18 protein-coding genes are annotated in these 18617 nt (G+C 47.5%); 6 read left to right on the plus strand and 12 right to left on the minus strand.

Annotation, left to right across the window (positions count from 1 at the left end):
- Positions 1-4: 4 nt before the first annotated feature.
- The 12 genes from AC1S52_RS04255 to AC1S52_RS04310 all read right to left on the minus strand — a co-directional run bounded on the left by AC1S52_RS04255 (position 5) and on the right by AC1S52_RS04310 (position 12748).
- Entirely contained in the window at positions 5-1840 is a 1836-nt protein-coding gene (locus tag AC1S52_RS04255) for an APC family permease (protein ID WP_482027795.1), read from the minus strand.
- 162 nt (positions 1841-2002) lie between these two features.
- Positions 2003-2572, minus strand: coding sequence for a DUF1003 domain-containing protein (locus AC1S52_RS04260; protein WP_482027796.1), 570 nt, complete (start codon positions 2570-2572; stop codon positions 2003-2005).
- Positions 2573-2656: 84 nt separating this feature from the next.
- Positions 2657-3211: a hypothetical protein gene (locus AC1S52_RS04265; RefSeq protein ID WP_482027797.1), complete on the minus strand. Its 555-nt coding sequence runs from the start codon at positions 3209-3211 to the stop codon at positions 2657-2659.
- A gap of 122 nt (positions 3212-3333) precedes the next feature.
- A complete protein-coding gene (locus AC1S52_RS04270) occupies positions 3334-4086 on the minus strand; it encodes a hypothetical protein (protein ID WP_482027798.1) in 753 nt (250 codons plus the stop codon).
- A 67-nt stretch (positions 4087-4153) separates the two neighbouring features.
- Positions 4154-4357, minus strand: coding sequence for a hypothetical protein (locus tag AC1S52_RS04275; RefSeq protein ID WP_482027799.1), 204 nt, complete (start codon positions 4355-4357; stop codon positions 4154-4156).
- A gap of 231 nt (positions 4358-4588) precedes the next feature.
- Positions 4589-4813 carry a hypothetical protein gene (locus AC1S52_RS04280; protein ID WP_482027800.1) on the minus strand — a complete coding sequence of 75 codons (225 nt, stop codon included), beginning with the start codon at positions 4811-4813 and terminating at the stop codon, positions 4589-4591.
- Positions 4814-4933: 120 nt separating this feature from the next.
- A complete protein-coding gene (locus tag AC1S52_RS04285; protein ID WP_482027801.1) occupies positions 4934-5440 on the minus strand; it encodes a hypothetical protein in 507 nt (168 codons plus the stop codon).
- Between the two features lie 53 nt (positions 5441-5493).
- Complete coding sequence (locus AC1S52_RS04290) at positions 5494-5997, minus strand: hypothetical protein (RefSeq protein WP_482027802.1); 504 nt, start codon at positions 5995-5997, stop codon at positions 5494-5496.
- 62 nt (positions 5998-6059) lie between these two features.
- Entirely contained in the window at positions 6060-9215 is a 3156-nt protein-coding gene (locus AC1S52_RS04295; RefSeq protein ID WP_482027803.1) for an efflux RND transporter permease subunit, read from the minus strand.
- 33 nt (positions 9216-9248) lie between these two features.
- Positions 9249-10904 (minus strand): efflux RND transporter periplasmic adaptor subunit, encoded by a 1656-nt coding sequence (locus AC1S52_RS04300; protein WP_482027804.1) that lies wholly within the window; start codon positions 10902-10904, stop codon positions 9249-9251.
- Between the two features lie 48 nt (positions 10905-10952).
- Positions 10953-11771, minus strand: a complete 819-nt coding sequence (locus AC1S52_RS04305) for a C39 family peptidase (RefSeq protein WP_482027805.1) — start codon at positions 11769-11771, stop codon at positions 10953-10955.
- Positions 11772-12022: 251 nt separating this feature from the next.
- On the minus strand, positions 12023-12748 hold the full coding sequence (locus tag AC1S52_RS04310; RefSeq protein WP_482027806.1) for a DUF305 domain-containing protein: 726 nt from the start codon (positions 12746-12748) through the stop codon (positions 12023-12025).
- A gap of 489 nt (positions 12749-13237) precedes the next feature.
- On the opposite strand from AC1S52_RS04310, the gene AC1S52_RS04315 reads away from it, so the two are divergent.
- From AC1S52_RS04315 to AC1S52_RS04340, 6 genes are all read left to right on the plus strand, one after another.
- Positions 13238-13591 carry a four-helix bundle copper-binding protein gene (locus tag AC1S52_RS04315; protein ID WP_482027807.1) on the plus strand — a complete coding sequence of 118 codons (354 nt, stop codon included), beginning with the start codon at positions 13238-13240 and terminating at the stop codon, positions 13589-13591.
- 94 nt (positions 13592-13685) lie between these two features.
- Positions 13686-14936: a DUF305 domain-containing protein gene (locus tag AC1S52_RS04320; RefSeq protein WP_482027808.1), complete on the plus strand. Its 1251-nt coding sequence runs from the start codon at positions 13686-13688 to the stop codon at positions 14934-14936.
- A gap of 87 nt (positions 14937-15023) precedes the next feature.
- Complete coding sequence (locus AC1S52_RS04325; RefSeq protein ID WP_482027809.1) at positions 15024-15353, plus strand: four-helix bundle copper-binding protein; 330 nt, start codon at positions 15024-15026, stop codon at positions 15351-15353.
- Between the two features lie 183 nt (positions 15354-15536).
- Positions 15537-15734 (plus strand): heavy-metal-associated domain-containing protein, encoded by a 198-nt coding sequence (locus tag AC1S52_RS04330; protein ID WP_482027810.1) that lies wholly within the window; start codon positions 15537-15539, stop codon positions 15732-15734.
- Between the two features lie 4 nt (positions 15735-15738).
- The gene (locus AC1S52_RS04335) at positions 15739-16233 is read left to right on the plus strand and encodes a hypothetical protein (RefSeq protein ID WP_482027811.1); all 495 of its coding nucleotides are present in this window, start codon (positions 15739-15741) and stop codon (positions 16231-16233) included.
- A gap of 113 nt (positions 16234-16346) precedes the next feature.
- Complete coding sequence (locus AC1S52_RS04340; protein ID WP_482027812.1) at positions 16347-18605, plus strand: heavy metal translocating P-type ATPase; 2259 nt, start codon at positions 16347-16349, stop codon at positions 18603-18605.
- Positions 18606-18617 lie beyond the last annotated feature (12 nt).

Here is an 18617-nt window from a genome sequence, read left to right on the forward strand (position 1 = left end):
TGAGCTAAAAATAGTATCGCACCATTGTCACGACCCGGCTTCTACGATCGCGCAGTGCTGCTCTTAGAAAGTAGGCACTTTGATTATGCAGCAAGTTTTCCCACCAATGTCGAGTGACAAAAGTAGGAATGATCACAGTTGAAAAAATGCCTGGGTGTCGTGCTTCATAATCGCTAACGAAATTTGTTAAGGGTTCAATGATAGAGCGGTAGGGAGAATTTAAGATCACCAACGGGATATCAGATTCAAGCTGTTGCCATTGAAATTGTAGTTGCATCTGATTGGTGTAGCCAATGTCAACGTGAACAGCAACAATTTCATCGGCGATCGTGCGAGCATAATCCAGAGCTTCGACAGTTCCTTTGTGCAATTGCCCGATTAGTACGATCGCTGGATGAGTCACAGCACCCAACTGAGGTCGAGGCGCATACACTTTTGGTTCAGCATTTTCTATGCCGAGGCAACGTGCAATATAGTGATAATGTCGTCGAATCGCGATGAACAAAACAACGATGAGTGGAATTGCAATTACAATTAACCAGGCACCGAATGCAAACTTGGTTATAACAATCACGGAAAGCACAATCAAAGTTGCGATCGCACCAATCCCATTAATCACTGCACTTACTTCCCATCCTGGAGTCCGTTCTCTGAACCAATGACGCACCATACCTGCTTGAGACAGTGTGAAAGAGGTGAAGACTCCCACGGCATACAAGGGGATAATTGCATTGACATTCCCTCTGAACGCTATAATTAAAAACGCGGCTAATACACTTAGTAAAATAATCCCATTCGAGAAGACGAGGCGATCGCCCAACAACATCAGTTGGCGCGGCAAAAATGAATCTTTTGCCAGCAATGAAGATAAGCGTGGGAAGTCTGAATAACTGGTATTGGCAGCCAGCAATAAGATTAAAAGCGTCGTAGCTTGCAAAAAGTAATAGAGCGGACTGTTTCCGAAAACTTGGCGACCTAGTAATGACAGAACAGTTTGATCTGAGGTCGGTAAAATTCGGTACTGATGAGCAAGGTAAGTGATTCCCAGAAACATTGCACCTAAGATTCCGCTCATGTAGAGCATAGTTAATCGAGCATTCTTCCACTCAGGCGGTTTAAACACCATCACACCGTTAGAAATTGCTTCTACACCTGTCATTGCTGTACAACCAGACGCGAAGGCTCTGAATAACAGAAATAGACTAAAGGACTCTTGAACCGGAAGCGCAGGATAGACGGATGGGGTTACTCCCGAAGCAGGTTGAACAAATCCGACTACCATTAGTAGAAGGATACTCAGAACGAAGGCATAGGTTGGAAGCATAAACAGCTTGCCTGCCTCTCGTAAGCCTCGTAAATTCGCAATCATCAGTAGAAAAATGCTTATGACACAGAGTTTGACGGTATAAGACTGAAGAGAGGGAATGGCTGATGTGAGGGCAGCGATCCCAGCCGCAACACTTACGGTAACTGTGAGAATATAGTCAATCATCAAAGCGGCAGCGGCAATTAATCCCGGATATAACCCTAAGTTCTCGTGGGCTACAGTATAAGCTCCGCCACCAGATGGATATGCCCGAATGGTTTGACGGTAAGAAAGGGTGACGATCGCGAGAAGTGACGTGATTGCGATCGCAATGGGAATTGATAACCCTAAAACGCTGTTTCCTGCTAGTACTAAAACTCTTAGTGTTTCCTCGGTCGCATAGGCAACGGAAGAAAGTGCGTCTGATGAAAGAATCGCTAATCCTGCTGCATTTGTGACGCGCTCTGAGGTTTGGGCGCTTGTAGGTAGAGATTGACCAATAAGTTGACGCTTCAGCTTTGCCAAAAAGGTCATAGAGGTTCGACTGATGATTTGATTAACAAGTCTAATAGTACAAGCGCGCTGTTAAAAATCTGAAGACAAATAGCCTCGACTACGAGGTTGATTTCGTTGCATAGGGCTGCTTTTGGATAGGTGATTAAAATCATGATATTTCAAAGCAACTGTATGGTCTAGTCAGCCCTTGACCTCAATTTGCCCTGCCAAATGATCGCTTTGAGGAATTTGCTGATTCAGCAACGCCTTCAGATCTTCAAGCTGATCCTGTTGTAATCGTAGAAGCTGCAAAACTTCTACAATCTCCTCTTCTCGCAATAGATTGATCTTGTCGTGCAGTAATTCAATCTCCAGCTCTGCTTTCAGATTCACTTCATAATCATGTTTCGCTTCTTGGCGATCAGTTGCTGATTGACGATTCTGGCTCATCATAAGAATAGGAGCTGTATAGGCAGCTTGAAAAGACAGCATTAGATTGAGCAGAATGAAGGGATAAGGGTCCCAATGGTGAAGATAAGCAGTGACGTTGAGCATGATCCAAAGTGCCAAGAGGCTGCTTTGGATGATAATGAACCGCCATGAACCAACGGTTGCTGCAACTGCATCTGCAAGGCGCTCTCCTGATGTTAGAGAGGGCTTAGGTGGGTTCTGGGCAGGGCTTTGCTCCCGCAAGTGCTGGATTAGTTGATACTCTTCAGTCGTAACGTTTGAACGTCGATGTTGAAAAGATGATTGCTTTAGATTGGTCACAACTTTTTACCTCAATTTTCACTAACCCTATTTAGCAAGTGTCAAGAACTTAGAAAGATTTTGTGCTTGTTTCTAATTTGTTTCTCAATCAAGGAATTCAACTTCTATCCAATCCATCTCATCAATGAGAATAGCAACGCCTGCCCCAGATGCTGGTAGTGCCAGTAACACGAGTAAGGCTCCACCAATGAGAACAGGTTTTGATTGACGATTCAGCCAACTTATCCAAGGAGACTGAATTGTTTCAAGGGTAGAGCCTCCATCGAGTGCATCTATCTCTGCCAGCAATTCTAAAGCTTGTGGTTCTCTCAAGTAACTCTCTACGACATGGCTTTCTCCTACATAGAGTTTACGGGTGCTACGATCTAGCAGCAGATAATGCTGCATAGGTTGACCGTCATTTCCTAAGTGATAGGGTTGAAGCGCAGACTTGACTTCAGGATGAGTGCAAAATAATTGCCACGCGACTTCGTTCCCTGCGTTAACTGTTTCTCCATCGATGTAGCATACTTGGTTTAGCTCTGGCTCCCAATACAACCCCAGCCAGCGAGATTTTCCCAAGTATCCCATTGTTTCCTCCAAACACTGTGGTGCTATCAATTCAACGCGGTGTAATGAAAATCTTGTTTCTCCCTGCATAGGTATTTAATTAATCTCCGATATTTTTGCCGATCAATATTCAGGAAATGCTGAACTACACTGTGTTCCCCTCACTGGTCAAAGGATGAGAGTGAGGGGCTGAAGAATGCTTGAAACACGATTTACTTGAAAATGACTTCAAGTTGATCTACGGCATCTAAAATTGGGGTTGCTAGATGACTATAAGCAGCAGGCGATTTCGCTGTATTAACACGAGCAACCAAATTATCAAATTGGTGAGCCTTGGTTCTTCCTCCACGCCTTAGAATGTCTGGACGTACTGCCTTCCAAGTGTGCTTCAATTCTTGAACAGTTTTTTCTAGTTTTGTTGGATTGACTGGAGTTGACCAAATTTCAAGTTCGCGCCCATAGTAGTCCAATAAGGTAATGTCAGTCGGGATTTTTGGCTCAAAAGGTTTGGTCATCTGAGCTACGATTAGAGTCACTTGATTGGCATTATGCATTGTAACTGGACGATCCTCAGTGGCGATCGCACGTTCTAGAACGTTTACTTGAGAGGTTAGCCGAACAATCTCACTCCGAAGAATATTTTGTTCAGTGTCTAACTGCTTTACAGCCTTTTGCAGATTGAGTAGGCTGATTTTTGCTTTTGTCCAATTGCTCGCCTTTGCCAAGTCATAAATGTCTTCACCGTATTCCCCAACCTGAATGAGAGAAGTTGGAACTTTTTCATCCTGCACTTCTCTGTCGTTGTCATTGGCTGGATCAACTTTTTCAGCCAATTGAGTTGAAAAATGAGTAGGCGCATATACAGGTTGCTGAGATTGAACTGCATTTACAGTACGAGCAAGCCCAGTTGTACCAAGAATGCCCAGAAGGGCTGTTGCCAGAATGAGTTGTGTAGATGCTTTCATTGATTGAGTCCTCCAATGCTGAATGCTAATTTTTCTGAGTTGTGCTGTGATTGAGAGAGGCACATTCTTATCTGCCACGTCTCAGGTCGTAGATTACTTTTTCCAGATACCAAGTCTCCGACTTGCCAGGTTGTCTGTAGCGTTCGGTCGAAATTAATCGATCGGCAGTATTTTGTTCTGCATGAACTAGGGTCAAAAGTTCTCGTCGTAGGCTGTTCAGTTTTGCCGTCTCAGAAACTTGTTGATACCAATTTGAGAGTATATTGAGCATTGTAAATTACCTCTATTGCTACCAACTCAGATGTCATGTCTTCTATCTGAGTCCTTGATTTTCACTTTAGAAGGTAACTGTTAAGAACCCGGAAAGATTTTCATAGAGGGTAAGGTTTTTAGCATTTATGCAAAAGAGCGATCGCTGCAAAGACAGGCGATCGCTCTCGCGTTACTCAAGGAGTACCTGCAAACGTTACCGAAGCAGTTTCAATTAGGTATAAGAACAAAGCTACTTCTGGGGCATTGGCATTGAATGATTCATCGTGCCCGCACCTGGTTTCTGTTGCATGTTCTGCATCATTTGCTTGCAGCAACTACAGCCACCAGACTGGTTGGTTTGAGGAGTAGCAGGCTTAGTTTCTTGGGCAAATGAATGACCAGCAGTAGCAACAAAAATCGTGAAAGTTGTAATGGTGCCTGTAGCTGCAAGCAGAATGTTCTTTGGTGTCATCATGGTGAACTCAATATTTAAGTTTGTATGCAGAGAGGAATTCTTTAAGGAATCAAAGTTTCATCCCTGTATTTTCAACCTTACACTGGAGTTATGAAATTAGGATGAAATTTGAACTTGTTGCTACTTGATAGTAAACCGCCCATTCACTTTTTCACCATTAATGTCTGATAGAATTGCAATTTTGACTTCCCCATTTATAGCCCCAGGTAATATCGCAGTGTAGTGCTTTCCATCGGCATCGTATTTGAAGTCTAATGTCTGCTGGCTACCATCCGGTAACTGAACTTGTGCGGTCACATCTGCATTTGGAATCGCTTCGTGATTATCTCCCTTTTGCAAGAAAAAGTCTAAATGAACTCCTTCTGATTCTTTTGCAGTAACCAATTCCAAATGGTAGGGTCCAGATTCAATTACCTGTCCGCCTTCCCCCCCGTGTCCATCCGAACTCATGGGAGATGAATCAGCTTTTGCGGTTTCAGTTGGAGCTTCCATTGGTTTTGATTCCGCTGGAGGTGATGCGGCAGGGCTGTTGCCAGAACTATTTGTCTGATTACCACTACTGCAAGCGCCCAAAAACAAAAGTCCGAAGCTGGCAAATAGGATGATACGAGATTTGGTCAATTGCATAAAATTCAATTACTCCTAAAGCAATGATACGAATAGGCGGAGTGCTTAACCAATCAACGATTGAAGCTAAATCGTCCGTTTGCTTTTTTGCCATCAATCTCTGTTAGAACGATGACTTTATAAGTTCCTTTTGCCGTTCCAGGTAGTATTGCTGTGTAGTGTTTGCCTGAAGCATCATACTTGAACGGAAGTGACTTTTGAGTTCCATCTGGCATTTGTACTTGGGCCTTAACCTTAGCATTTGAGATAGCTTGATGGTTATCACCTCGTTGGACAAACAGATCCAGGTGGGTTCCAGTCGATTCTTTTTCAACTACCAGTTCTAAATGATAGGAACCTGATTCAATGACTTGCCCGCCTTGTCCTCTATGTCCATCTCCTTTGAGTTTATGAATAGAGCCTGCCTCCTCTGTAAGTGCAAGTCGAATTGGTGATTTCATGGAAAGAGGATGAGTTACATCATTACGATTTACGGCTTGGCTATCTCCTGCATTTAAGAGCGCGATCGCCAATCCTAAAGTACTTGCAAGGATTAGATAATCTCGATTCAATAACATAATTGACTCCTCAAAACAAAGGTTAATCGGTTGAAACCAAATGGTTTCGTTTGGTTAAACTGTTAGGCTCCGACCTTTTCGACAATGATGTCGGTTTGAATGGTTCCTTCAGATTTTTTGGGCACCAGGAATTTGCCAAATTGAGCATAGAGGGCAGGCAGAACCAGTAAGGTCAGTGCGGTGGAGGTAAACAATCCACCCAGAACCACAACGGCTAAAGGTTGCAAAATCTCTTTTCCGGCTCCACTGCCAACTACCAGAGGTACCATACCTAATGCAGAGGTCAGTGCCGTCATCAGAATTGCAACGAGCCGCTCCATTGAGCCGTCTGTAATCACTTGCTGAAGCGGCATTCCCCTGGCAAACTTCGTGTTGTAGTTGTCTACCAATAACAGTCCATTGCGGGTGGCAACGCCGAATAGGGTGATGAAGCCAACTAGAGAAGCAACGGAGATCACGCCCCCTCCCAGGGCGATCGAGAAGATGCCCCCCACCAATGCCAACGGCAAGTTAACCATAATCATTAACATAGCGGGTACTGACTTAACCGCAAAGTACATTAGCACGGCGATCACAATCAATGCTAATCCGCTGTATAGCAATAGACTTTGAGTCGCTCGTTCCTCGGATTCAAACTGCCCGCCATACTGAATGAAATAACCAGAGGGTAAGGTTACGTTCTGCCGAATGTTTGCTTCAATTTCATTAATCGCCGATCGCAGATCTCGTCCAGACACGTTGGCAGAGACTACGATCAGGCGCGAGACATTTTCCCGATTGATCGTGTTGGGTCCGGTACCATAATCAATGTCGGCAACCTGTGCTAAGGGAATTTTTTGCCCGGTAGGGGTATCGACCAGCAAATTGCGAATTGTATCCAGGTTAGTCCGGGCTTCTGGTTGTAGCCATACCAATAGATCAAAGAGTTGCTGGTCTCTTAACACTTGAGACACGACCTGACCATTGAGCGCTGTTTCAATGACTTTGGCAATTTGACCAACGGTGAGTCCATAACGGGCAGCATTTGCTCGATTAAACTGAATTTGGATCTGACGAATCGGCACTTGCGGTTCCAATTGCAGATCGACTAAACCGGGAATGTTCCGCATGGTGGCTTCTGCTTCCTGCCCGATCGCTCGTAATTCTGCCAGATCGGGACCAAAGATTTTGACGGCGATCGCGCTCCGTACTCCGGATAACACCTCATCCATGCGGTGGGAGATAAACCCGCCAATGTTGGGAGCCACCCCAGGCAGCTTGTTGAATTCCTGACGCAGTTTCTCAATGCTGCCTTTGCGGTCCTGAATGCCCGCGTCGCTCAGTTCCACATCCAGATGTCCCAAATTCACCCCGCCTGCATCCGCATCACCGGGAGCGCGTCCTGCCCGCAGTTGAACGGTCTGAAACCGAGGATCACCTTTCAAAGCATCCTGCATCGCCAATCCAGACTGATTCGTGGCTTCCAGAGAACTACCGGGATAGAGCAACATCGCGTTAACTAGAGATCGCTCCTGAAACTCGGGCAAAAATTCTCGTCCTAACGTGGGCAGAATCACCAGAGATGCCACTAGCGCCGCACTGGCTATCAGCAAAATTAGCTTGGGACGGGCGATCGCAGCGGACAACAGCGGACGATACAGGCGTTGTGACCCTGCCGTTACCCAGGTTTCATCGGAGGGCAAGCGCCGATTGGCAAGCAAGATGGCACAGAGCGCTGGAGATAGCGTCATCGCAACCAAAGTGGACGCGAGAATCGACACCAGATAGGCAATTCCCATCGGGGCAAAAATCCGCCCTTCTACGCCCGTCAAGGTAAAAATGGGGGCAAAGACAACGGCAATAATTACGGTGGAGAAAATTACGCTGACTCGCACTTCCACCGATGTGTCATACACAATTTGAAAAGGATGCTTGGGATGTTCACTGACCTGATTTTTGCGGAGTCCACGATAGGCATTTTCCATATCCACGATTGAGTCATCGACAACCGACCCAATTGCCACCGCTAATCCCCCCAATGTCATCGTATTAATGCCCTGTCCAAACCACGAAAGAATCAGCATTCCAATCAAAATCGATAGCGGAATCGCACTGAGTGTAATGATGGCAGTGCGCCAGTTCATTAGAAACAGCAGTAAGATCACCGAGACGATGATGATGCCATCTCGGAGAGAATCTCGCACATTTTCGATCGCGGACTCAATAAAACTTTCCTGGCGAAACGTTTCTAGTACCCGCACATCTTTGGGTAATCCAGCTTTCACTTCCTCCATTGCCCGTTCTACGGCACGAGTGACCGTCGGGGTATCTGCTAACGGTTGCTTGTTGACGACGACCACCACTGCTCGTTGTCCGTTGGCGCTGCCATCGCCTCGTTGTAAGGCGGCTCCAATTTGCACCGATGCAACATTTTGTAGCAAGACGGGTTTTCCATCTCTGGCAATCACAACCGACTGTGCCAATTGCTCGATCGATTCAATCCGCCCCATACCTCGGATAATTTCTTCCTGGTCAGGAGTAATCAGGAATCCGCCTGCCGCATTCACGTTGGCTTGCTCTGCCGCCTCAGTCACCTCTTGCAGGGAGACATTGAACGCCGCCAGTTTTGCCGGATCGACCAGCACCTGATACTGGCGCACATCCCCCCCATAAGCGATCACCTGGGAGATTCCGGGCACTGCCAGCAGGCGATTGGTGACATCGCGATCGACAAACCGCCGGACTTCCATCAAGGATGTTTGGGTTGCAGATTCCCCTGATGGTTGCGCCTCTCCTTCCACCGAAAAGGCGTACATCAGAATCGTGCCGATCGGAGAGGTGATTGGTGAAATTTGCGGAGTTTCAACTCCAGCCGGTAACTTAGAGCGGGCTTGCTGTAACCGTTCGGTGACTAACTGCCGTGCCTGGTAAACATCGGTGCCCCATTTGAAAATAACTTTGACGACGGAGATCCCAACCGCTGAGGACGATCGCACCGTTTCCACGCCTGGTGTGCCATTCACTGCACTTTCGATCGGCAAGGAAATCAGCGACTCCACTTCCTCTGGAGCCAATCCGGGCGCTTCCGTTTGAATTTCGACCTGGGGCGGTGCGAAGTCTGGAAACACATCCAGGGGCATCCGGGTCAGGTTATAAGTTCCTAAAACTGTAACAATAATGGCACCGATAACCACCAGCCATCGCTGGACGATCGACCATTTGAGAATGGCATTTAGCATAACGGGTTACGTTGCGAGCGGTTTGAATGGGGTTTATTCTTCGGGGTGTTTGGTTGAATGGGCTTGCTCTGACTGGCTGGTGCGGTTCAGGTAAAACTCTTGCTCGTACCCAACCTTGCTATGCCCGTTGAGTGCCGGATTCAATGCTAATCGCCGAGTACGACGATTTGCCCAATACATCCCTGCCCAAAACGTACCCGCCGCGATCGCTCCACTCGCTGGAATCATGATCCACCAGGGCAAAGCTGAAGACTGAGGGCTGGAGGCGGCGGAAGGAGCAGGCGCTTCACTGTGATCATCAACGGTTGTGCCACCACGCAGGGATTGAGCATAAAGTTGATTTGCCCGTTGGGTAACAATCTGATCACCGTCAAATAAACCGCTTGTAACCTCAACCAAATTGCCAGCTTCTCTGCCTAAAGTCACTTCCGTTGCTTCATAGGCGTTGCCATTCTGCACAAACACAACCCGCTGCTTATCGTTGGTTTCCACGATCGCCGCTTTGGGAACAACCAAAACTGCCGCCGGAGTGCGATCGGTCAACACCTCCAACTTCACAAACATTCCCGGTTTCAACAATCCCCCTGAGTTGTCTAGTTCTGCTTTGACGGGAATCACACGGCTTTCTCCATTCACCACCGCACCCACGACGTTAATTTCACCGTTGAAGGTGCGATTCGGGAGTCCGTTGGCTTTGACCCGAACTCGTTGTCCCACTTCCACCCGTTCTAAGTCTTTCTCAAAAATGTTGCCAGAAACCTGAACACTACTGCCATTTACGAGCGTCATGATCTTTTTACCCGCATCCTGCCCGGACTCGCCTTTGGTGGTTTCTTGATCGGCAACCACCCCTGAAATTGGAGCGGTAATGGTTAGGGTGCCATCTGCATTAGGACTGGCTCCCAATTGTTGCAAGCGAGTTTGATAGGTTTGATCACTTAAATTAACCCGCGATTGAGCCACCTCCACTGCCGATTGTGCCCGTTGCAGTTGCGCTTGGGCTTCCGAAACAGGCAAGCCACTTTCCGCTTTGGCAAGCGCCGCCCTCGCTGCGGCTAAATTGCTTTCAGACTCTAAAACTTGGCGGCGGGGAATGGCTCCCCGATCGAGTAATTCCCGATCTTTGTCGTACCGCTCTTGGGCAACATTCACCGCCGTTCGAGCTTGCTGAATGTCGGTCGCCACGATCCGTCTCTGCTGGGTCAAATTCTGCTGTGCCAGTCGTAAATCAGCTTGCGCTTGTTGAACAGCGGCAGTCGCTTCCGCTTTGCGATCGAATGCCGTTGTTCTCAGTTCTGCCAATTCTGGGCTGGTCATAATTGCCACCGCTTGCCCTACCTGCACCGAGTCTCCCGGCTTTACCAATAGTCGAAGCACAGTTCCGCCCACGGGCGTGGTGACTTCAACCTGCTGATTGGGGAGTGTTTCAATCTGCCCAGTCGTTTTGACTCCAAAGGCTAACCGCTGACGAGTCACAGGTTCGACCTTCAGCCCTAGTCGCTTCGTTGTGGCAGGATCAACCTGAACTGCCCTTGCCGACTGAGCTTGGCTGCCGCCTTGAAACTCATTGCCATGCCCACCGTGGGCAAGCCCCTTTAGCGGTGTCGTTAGCAGCAAGGTCGTTAAGAGCGCACCAGAAACACGACGACCTGCCGCAGTGGAATAGATAGCTGAGTGATAACGAGGCATTAATGAAGTTCCTTGACGACAGGATGATTATGATGACGAAGAAAGCCTTCAAGCCAATTGTTGATCAACTAAGGAATATTCTCGTTTTGAGATAAAATGAACCCAGATATGATCTTCTCCCTGTAGAGAACATGTGCTTTGGATAAACGCATTTGAGTAGTAAAGGTTCTTTCCAGACAAATCACTCCGATAGCCGGATGGTGTCCATTTGCCATAAGGGTCGTTTACAAAGAAACCATTTTGGTCATAACCCCTAACAACTATCGTGCTACGAGGATGATTGAAATGACCATAAGCAATACATGGATTGCCCTCTGCGATCGCTTGACGAATATCTGACAAACGACCTCGCATTGTAAACTTATCCTTAAGCCCATAATGACTTGCCATTTTGACAAGATCCTCTGGCTTCCAATGGTTCAATCTATTCATTCTTAGATGTCGATAGACTTCATCTTCCATCAACCAAATATTGTTTCGGGTTCGTTTAACTCGAAAATAAGCCATTACCATGGCAAAACTAGTGACGTGACAAGCTCCGGTAGGCATAAGTTCATCATCAACTTGGTCATTGTGTGGCACATCTAATAGTTGGGCTTCTAAAGGTAGACTTTGCGGAATTGCCTTTGCTTCACCTTGATCACTTAGTAATTGCACATGAGGAATATAAGCAAACCATGTCGCCTGAGTAAGCTTTTCAGTGGATAGATCAAGAACGATTTTTAAGTAGTTTCTATCAAGCGGTTTCCAGTTATAAATGCTTAAAATCTGACCGGGTTGGAGCCAAAGCTTACCCTGCTCCGAAAGACTTAAGGAATCTTTGGCAACCTGCTTAAGGGCTGTAGGGTGAATCACTTTCAGTTTCATAAGCTTGCTTTTATGTACTTGCTCAAATGGTGACTTTGATTAGCACTAAGAGGTGATCACAGTGGTTTTGAAATCGCTCGCGCATCAAATTTAGTTTGCTGACTTTTTTAGTAACATATGTACTCAGATGAGTTTCTCTCCTTTGAAGAGATGCATCAGTGCAGTGTTTGGGATTATGAATTGCCCACTACAATCCCAAACACTAGTATCTCAAACAGTTATGAAATCAGAATGAAATCTTGCAGCCAAAACTATTGCTTATACCAGGCTTTGCGCCACTGCTGCATCTGCTCAATCTCATCTTTCTGCGACCCAATGATGCCCTGAGCTAACTTCTGAATTTCGGGGCGCTTTGATTTTTGCCATGCATCATTTGCCATCACGACAGCCCCTTCATGGTGCGGAATCATGGCATCAACAAAGCGTTTGTCAAAATCGGCATCGGCTGCACCTAAATCCATATCCATCCGCATGGCTTTGATTTGGTCTTCAGACATCGCCATTGAGTGGTTCATCTCTTTGTGCCATGCCACAGGTGTGCTAGGGGCTTTGGGATACCAGACAGTTCGCCACTGCTTCATTTGAGCGATTTCTTTGTCCTGCGCTTTAATGATGTCAGCCGCTAGCTTTTGAATCTCAGGACGCTTCGATTTCTGCTGAGCTTCTTTTGCCATGACAACAGCCCCTTCGTGATGCGGAATCATGCTGTCGATAAATCGTAAATCAAACTCAGCATTCGCTGGACCCAAGTCCATCATGCTGTGATCCATCATGCCGCCTTTTGACCTGTCGCCATGATTCATGCCGCCCATGTTGCTGTGATCCGTCTGCTTGGTTCCAGCATCCATTGCTGTTGCACTGGGAGTTTGTGCCTGATTTTGGGCAGATGATGAGCAAGCATTCAGGACGCTGGTGGTAGCGATCGCCCCTAACGTCAGGGCAAGGAAACCTGTTTTTGTAAAGAAATTGAGTGGCATAGCTTTGGCGCAATTTAGATAGAAGGAACAAAAGGTATCTGTTGCTATTTTGAGTTCTCCAGTCAGATGGAGAGTCAATGGATCGACGAACCTTATATAGAACAAACTCTAAGACTGGAGGCTGACGCATCATTAGCAGTCTTTTTCAGCCTTACACACAGTTATGAAATCAAGATGAAATTTCTGTGCACCCAAGTGGCGAATTCCACGTCTTCCGTTGATCAAATTCTAAATAATACCGATTTAAGAGACGCGGCAGATGCCTGATGATGAGACTGATGGCATAGAACTTCCGCAATCCAAACTCGCAAATCTAAAATCTAAAAGGGTATAAGCACACAGTTATGAAATCAGAATGAAATCGTTGTCGCTCCAAAGTGTGATTTTTCCTCCCTTCGGGGGATAGAGGCAATTATTTGAATGCTCCTTTAGTGTGAAGCCTGAGAGCCAATGGGTTCTCCTTGTTGTTAATTTACTAGGAGCTAGATTATGACAGCTACACAATCTCATCAATCTCTACTTGAAACCTGTATTCAGAACTGTCTTGACTGTCTGCACGAATGCGAACATTGCGCGACCGCTTGCCTAGATAGCGACATGGTGCAAATGATGGCTCAATGCATTAAGCTGTGCCAGGATTGTGCCGATACTTGTGACATTTGCGCCCGGTTCATGGCTCGTGGCTCTGACTTTCACGCTCAATTGTGTGCTGTTTGTGCGGAAGCGTGCGATCGCTGTGCGGCTGAATGTGAAAAGCACGATCACGAGCATTGCAAAAAGTGTGCCCAAGCTTGCCGTCGTTGTGCTGAATCCTGCCGCCAGATGGCATCGGCAATGGCGTAGTTCATCCCTAGCTCATAGCTGCCAAGCGGGTAGTGCGATTTGGATTACCTCTTGGTAACTTGCGATCGCACACTAACAACCTAAAGGAAATTTAATGTTTCACAGCAACGGTTCATCGTCTAGTCTGACTACAGACCCGCTCTCCACAGCTTCTAACGGGCTTGCTGTTACCGCAACGCCGCTTACAGCCGATCCTTTCTCGACATCTGATTTGGCTTTGCATCTCTCAAAATCTGCTGCATCGGATGTTTATGCCGCTGGATCTCCTGCTCCTGATGAATCAGCCGCTCGGTTTGATGTGCGCTACTTGCAGCAGACGATCGACCACCACCAGATGGCGATCGACATGGCAGAACTGGCTGTAGATCGGGCAATCAACAATGATTTAAGAGCACTGGCTCAGAACATCGTTGCGAACCAGACCGAGGAGCGCGAAACGATGCAAACCTGGCTGAAGGACTGGTACGGATTTGAGTCTGAGCCAGAGATGAACCCAGGTGAAGAGCGGATGATGAAAGAAATGTCGATCATGAAGGGGGCTGAATTCGAGATCACCTTCATGCGGCAAATGACGATGCATCACATGGCAGGGATTAATGATGCGGTTCCCTGTACTGCAAGCGCTGGACATGTTGAGTTGAAGGGACTTTGCAACGACATTGCCTCTACCCAAATGCGTGAAGCCGAGCAGATGCGGCAGTGGCTGCGCGATCGCTACCAAACATCAGTGGGCATGATTGGTGTCTCTTCAGATGCTGACAATGGTTCAATTCCCAATGGCAGCTTCGAGAGAGGTAATTTTACAGGTTGGTCTACCGTTGGACATGCTGATATCCAAATGCTGGATTACGGCGTTTTCCCAACGGATGGGGCATTTCAAGCTCTAATTACTACTGAATCTGAAACAGTTCCAGGGATAGAGTTTGAATCGAGATTGGGTCTGAGGCAGGGAACCTTATCCACCATTCACAGTGGAGATATTGATGAGGGATCTGCTCTTCAACTGACGTTCAATGCCCAAGCAGGCGACACCTTAACGTTTGATTGGAATTTCCTCACCAACGAGCTAGAGTCTGATTTAGTTGGTTCCAGTAATGACTTTTCCTTCGCAGTGCTGCAATCAATAGGAAGTGGACAACAGCCTTTGGTTTATGAGCTAACGGATATTCATGAAGTTCCCAACACTTCTCGAACAATGTTCACCAATGAGTCAGGATACAGAACATTCTCCGCCGCGATCGATGCTTCTGGTGCTTATACCTTGAGTGTCGATGCGGTCAATATCGATGACCCTCTATTTGACTCCGTGTTGTTAGTGGATAACTTTCAACTGACTTCTGCTTAAATCACCAACCACGTCACTGTCGAGAGAGGCATAAACCTTTCATGCATCTCCAATTAATTCTAAATTCTGCTTTCTTAGGAGGATCTTATGGCTCATAAAGTTGCTCAATCTAGTGTGGATATTGCGGTTCACTGCGCTTACGAATGTGAACATTGTGCCGATCAGTGCTTGGGTAGTATGGTAGAGTGTGCCCGTCTTTGCATTGACTGTGCCCAAATTTGTTGGACTTCTGCTGCTTACATGAGTCGCGGCTCACGCTTCATTCCTCAGGTTGTCAAATCTTGTATCGAGATTTGCGAAGCCTGTGCTGCTGAGTGCGAAAAGCATGATGCTGAACACTGTAAGAAGTGCGCTCAGGCATGTCGGCAAGCGGCTGAGGAGTATCGTAAGATTGCCAGTATTGCAGGAGTCGCTTAATAATTCTCGTATTACTTTGAGTTCTGGAATTGTAAGCTCCGTCTCCTTGCAAGGGGCGGAGTTTTTAAGCTACCTCTCCTACCCAAAAGATCATCAGTTGAAAATTTTTCTGGAGGCACTTGACTCTCCAGTCCACTGAAGGGTTCAAGATAGAATCAATCTGAAGTAATGAGGGTTTAGATCATGACACTGCAACTCAAAGTTCCGAATATGGCTTGTTCCGCCTGTGGTGAAACCATCACCAAGGCTGTAGTCGGTGTTGATTCAACGGCTAAAGTGCAAGCTGATACCAAAACGAAGTTGGTCAGCATTGAAACTCAAGCATCTGAAGCCGTGATCAAAGAGGCGATCGCTGCCGCAGGTTACACCGTGGAATCGTAATCGTATGGCAAATCATCAGAACATCATTGGCTCTTGGCGCTGGCTGAATTCTCCTGAGTGGAATGTGGCAATATTCTCATTTCTCCTGTCCTTCTTTTGGGAAATTCAGCAAATGCCGTTTTATCAAATTTCAAACGAGTTCTCTTGCTTCGATCGCACTAGAAATTGTACCCTTGCGACCGTTGGAGATGTTGGAATTTCGCTGACTGCTTTTTGGGTAGTTGCAGTTCTAGCAAAGTCGCGTCAGTGGGTGCGGCGACCAAGCCGCAGACAAATCATCATTTATACGTTTGTAGGAGTGGTGATCACAGTTGTTTTTGAAGCTTTGGCAACTGGACCACTTAATCGATGGGCATACGCTGAGACCATGCCCACAATCCCGTTTTTGGGCACCGGATTAGTTCCATTAGCAATGTGGTTGCTGATGCCGCCCTTAACGATTTGGTTCGTCCAACGTCAGCTTTCTCACGTCCATCCTAGAAGCTCAGAGCAACTGTGATTGATTCAGGGTTGATTAGAAAACTCCTCCTCAAACTCTTGATGTTTAGCAGCGATCGCTGCATCGGAATACACCTTCGATGAACCTTCATTCCTACGAATACTGGACATCTTATGGAAAACACAACACTTAAATTGCGAGGCATGAGTTGTGCCTCTTGTGCGAATAATATCGAGACTGCAATTCGCTCTATTCCAGGAGTCTCTCAAGCAACCGTTAACTTTGGTGCTGAACAAGCCAGTGTCACCTATGATTCCACTCAAACTGATGTTGCTCAAATTCAAGCAGCAGTGGATGAGGCAGGATATGCGGCTCAACCCCTGCAAGAGGATAAGCTGGTGGCTGAAGATGATGTGGAACGGCGAGAACGGCAAACCGAAGAGCGGCAATTAACCCGTAAAGTTTGGATTAGCGGCATCATTAGCGCCATTCTGGTAGTGGGTTCGTTGCCGATGATGACAGGGTTGCACATCCCATTGATTCCCCTATGGTTACACAATCCCTGGCTGCAACTGGTGTTGACGGCTCCCGTGTTGTTTTGGGCAGGGAGTGGATTCTTCATCAATGCCTGGAAAGCCTTCAAACGTCACACTGCCACAATGGATACCCTGGTAGCGATCGGGACGGGTACGGCTTACGGCTACTCGCTATTTCCGACGTTCTTTCCGGATTGGTTCATCGCTCAGGGTCTCACTCCAGATGTTTACTACGAAGCCGCTGCGGTGATCATCACATTGATCTTGCTGGGTCGCTTGCTGGAGAATCGCGCCAAAGGGCAAACCTCGGAAGCCATCCGTAAACTGATTGGGTTGCAGGCAAGAACCGCACGGGTAATCCGGGAGGGGCGAGAAGTGGACGTGCCGATCGCGGAGGTTGTTCTCAACGATGTGATTCTGGTGCGTCCGGGGGAAAAGATTCCGGTAGACGGGGAAATTGTGGAGGGTGGCTCGACGATCGACGAAGCAATGGTGACGGGGGAAAGTCTGCCAGTGAAAAAGCAGGTGGGCGACGAGGTGATTGGTGCCACGATCAACAAAACGGGCAGCTTCAAATTTCGAGCGACGCGGGTTGGAAAAGATACCTTCTTGGCTCAGATCGTAAAGTTGGTGCAACAAGCTCAAGGCTCAAAAGCCCCGATTCAACGACTCGCTGATCAGGTGACAGGTTGGTTTGTCCCGGTCGTGATTGCGATCGCGATCGCCACCTTCGTCCTTTGGTACAACGTCATGGGCAATGTGACGATGGCACTGATCACGACCGTTGGCGTGTTGATTATTGCTTGCCCCTGTGCCCTCGGTTTAGCCACTCCCACTTCCATCATGGTTGGTACAGGCAAAGGCGCAGAAAATGGCATTTTGATCAAAGGCGCAGAAAGTTTAGAACAGGCACACAACCTGCAAACCATCATTCTGGATAAGACGGGCACCATCACCCAGGGCAAACCGACCGTCACCGATTTTGTCACGCTCAAGGGAACGGCTCACCGGAATGAACTGCATTTGTTACGGTTGGCGGCGGCAATTGAGCGCAATTCAGAGCATCCCTTAGCTGAATCCGTGGTGCAATATGCTCAGGCTCAAGCAGCAAATTTGACGGATGCCCAGGAATTTGAAGCCATTGCTGGCAGCGGTGTGCAGGGAAAGGTATCGCATCATTTAGTGCAGATTGGTACACACCGTTGGATGACAGAATTGGGGATTGAGACGAGTGCGCTGCGATCGCCGTGGGAGAAATTAGAATCTCTGGGCAAAACAGTCATCTGGCTTGCCGTTGATAGTCAGGTGGAAGCCATTATGGGGATTGCAGATGCGGTCAAACCTTCTTCTGTCCAAGCGATTCGGGCATTGCAAAAAATGGGTTTGGACGTGGTGATGCTGACCGGAGACAATCGCCGCACGGCAGAAGTGATTGCGCGAGAAGTGGGCATTCAGCGCGTATTTGCAGAAGTCCGACCGGATCAGAAAGCTGCAACGGTAGCAAGCATTCAGGCGGAAGGTAAAGTCGTGGCGATGGTGGGCGATGGCATCAATGATGCGCCTGCTTTGGCTCAAGCCGATGTTGGATTGGCGATCGGAACGGGCACCGATGTGGCGATCGCGGCTAGCGACATTACATTAATTTCAGGCGACTTGAATGGCATTGTCACGGCGATTCAACTATCTCGTGCCACGATGCGAAACATTCGGCAAAATCTCTTCTTTGCCTTCATCTACAACGTGGCGGGAATTCCCATTGCAGCCGGCATTGTCTATCCCTTTTTCGGTTGGTTGCTTAATCCAATCATTGCCGGGGCCGCGATGGCATTGAGTTCAGTTTCCGTTGTCACCAATGCCCTGCGGCTGAGAAACTTCAAGCCCAGAGTCCACGCTTAAGGAGATTTTCAC

The sequence above is a fragment of the Kovacikia sp. CALU 1929 genome, from assembly GCF_056784235.1.

Excerpts from the sequence above, each read along its gene's own strand:
- AC1S52_RS04270 (WP_482027798.1), bottom strand. The coding sequence starts at position 4,086 with ATGAAAGCATCTACACAACTCATTCTGGCAACAGCCCTTCTGGGCATT.
- AC1S52_RS04320 (WP_482027808.1), top strand. The coding sequence starts at position 13,686 with ATGTTTCACAGCAACGGTTCATCGTCTAGTCTGACTACAGACCCGCTC.
- AC1S52_RS04255 (WP_482027795.1), bottom strand. The coding sequence starts at position 1,840 with ATGACCTTTTTGGCAAAGCTGAAGCGTCAACTTATTGGTCAATCTCTA.
- AC1S52_RS04335 (WP_482027811.1), top strand. The coding sequence starts at position 15,739 with ATGGCAAATCATCAGAACATCATTGGCTCTTGGCGCTGGCTGAATTCT.
- AC1S52_RS04310 (WP_482027806.1), bottom strand. The coding sequence starts at position 12,748 with ATGCCACTCAATTTCTTTACAAAAACAGGTTTCCTTGCCCTGACGTTA.
- AC1S52_RS04280 (WP_482027800.1), bottom strand. The coding sequence starts at position 4,813 with ATGATGACACCAAAGAACATTCTGCTTGCAGCTACAGGCACCATTACA.
- AC1S52_RS04325 (WP_482027809.1), top strand. The coding sequence starts at position 15,024 with ATGGCTCATAAAGTTGCTCAATCTAGTGTGGATATTGCGGTTCACTGC.
- AC1S52_RS04330 (WP_482027810.1), top strand. The coding sequence starts at position 15,537 with ATGACACTGCAACTCAAAGTTCCGAATATGGCTTGTTCCGCCTGTGGT.
- AC1S52_RS04275 (WP_482027799.1), bottom strand. The coding sequence starts at position 4,357 with ATGCTCAATATACTCTCAAATTGGTATCAACAAGTTTCTGAGACGGCA.
- AC1S52_RS04305 (WP_482027805.1), bottom strand. The coding sequence starts at position 11,771 with ATGAAACTGAAAGTGATTCACCCTACAGCCCTTAAGCAGGTTGCCAAA.
- AC1S52_RS04290 (WP_482027802.1), bottom strand. The coding sequence starts at position 5,997 with ATGTTATTGAATCGAGATTATCTAATCCTTGCAAGTACTTTAGGATTG.
- AC1S52_RS04265 (WP_482027797.1), bottom strand. The coding sequence starts at position 3,211 with ATGCAGGGAGAAACAAGATTTTCATTACACCGCGTTGAATTGATAGCA.
- AC1S52_RS04315 (WP_482027807.1), top strand. The coding sequence starts at position 13,238 with ATGACAGCTACACAATCTCATCAATCTCTACTTGAAACCTGTATTCAG.
- AC1S52_RS04300 (WP_482027804.1), bottom strand. The coding sequence starts at position 10,904 with ATGCCTCGTTATCACTCAGCTATCTATTCCACTGCGGCAGGTCGTCGT.
- AC1S52_RS04285 (WP_482027801.1), bottom strand. The coding sequence starts at position 5,440 with ATGCAATTGACCAAATCTCGTATCATCCTATTTGCCAGCTTCGGACTT.
- AC1S52_RS04340 (WP_482027812.1), top strand. The coding sequence starts at position 16,347 with ATGGAAAACACAACACTTAAATTGCGAGGCATGAGTTGTGCCTCTTGT.
- AC1S52_RS04295 (WP_482027803.1), bottom strand. The coding sequence starts at position 9,215 with ATGCTAAATGCCATTCTCAAATGGTCGATCGTCCAGCGATGGCTGGTG.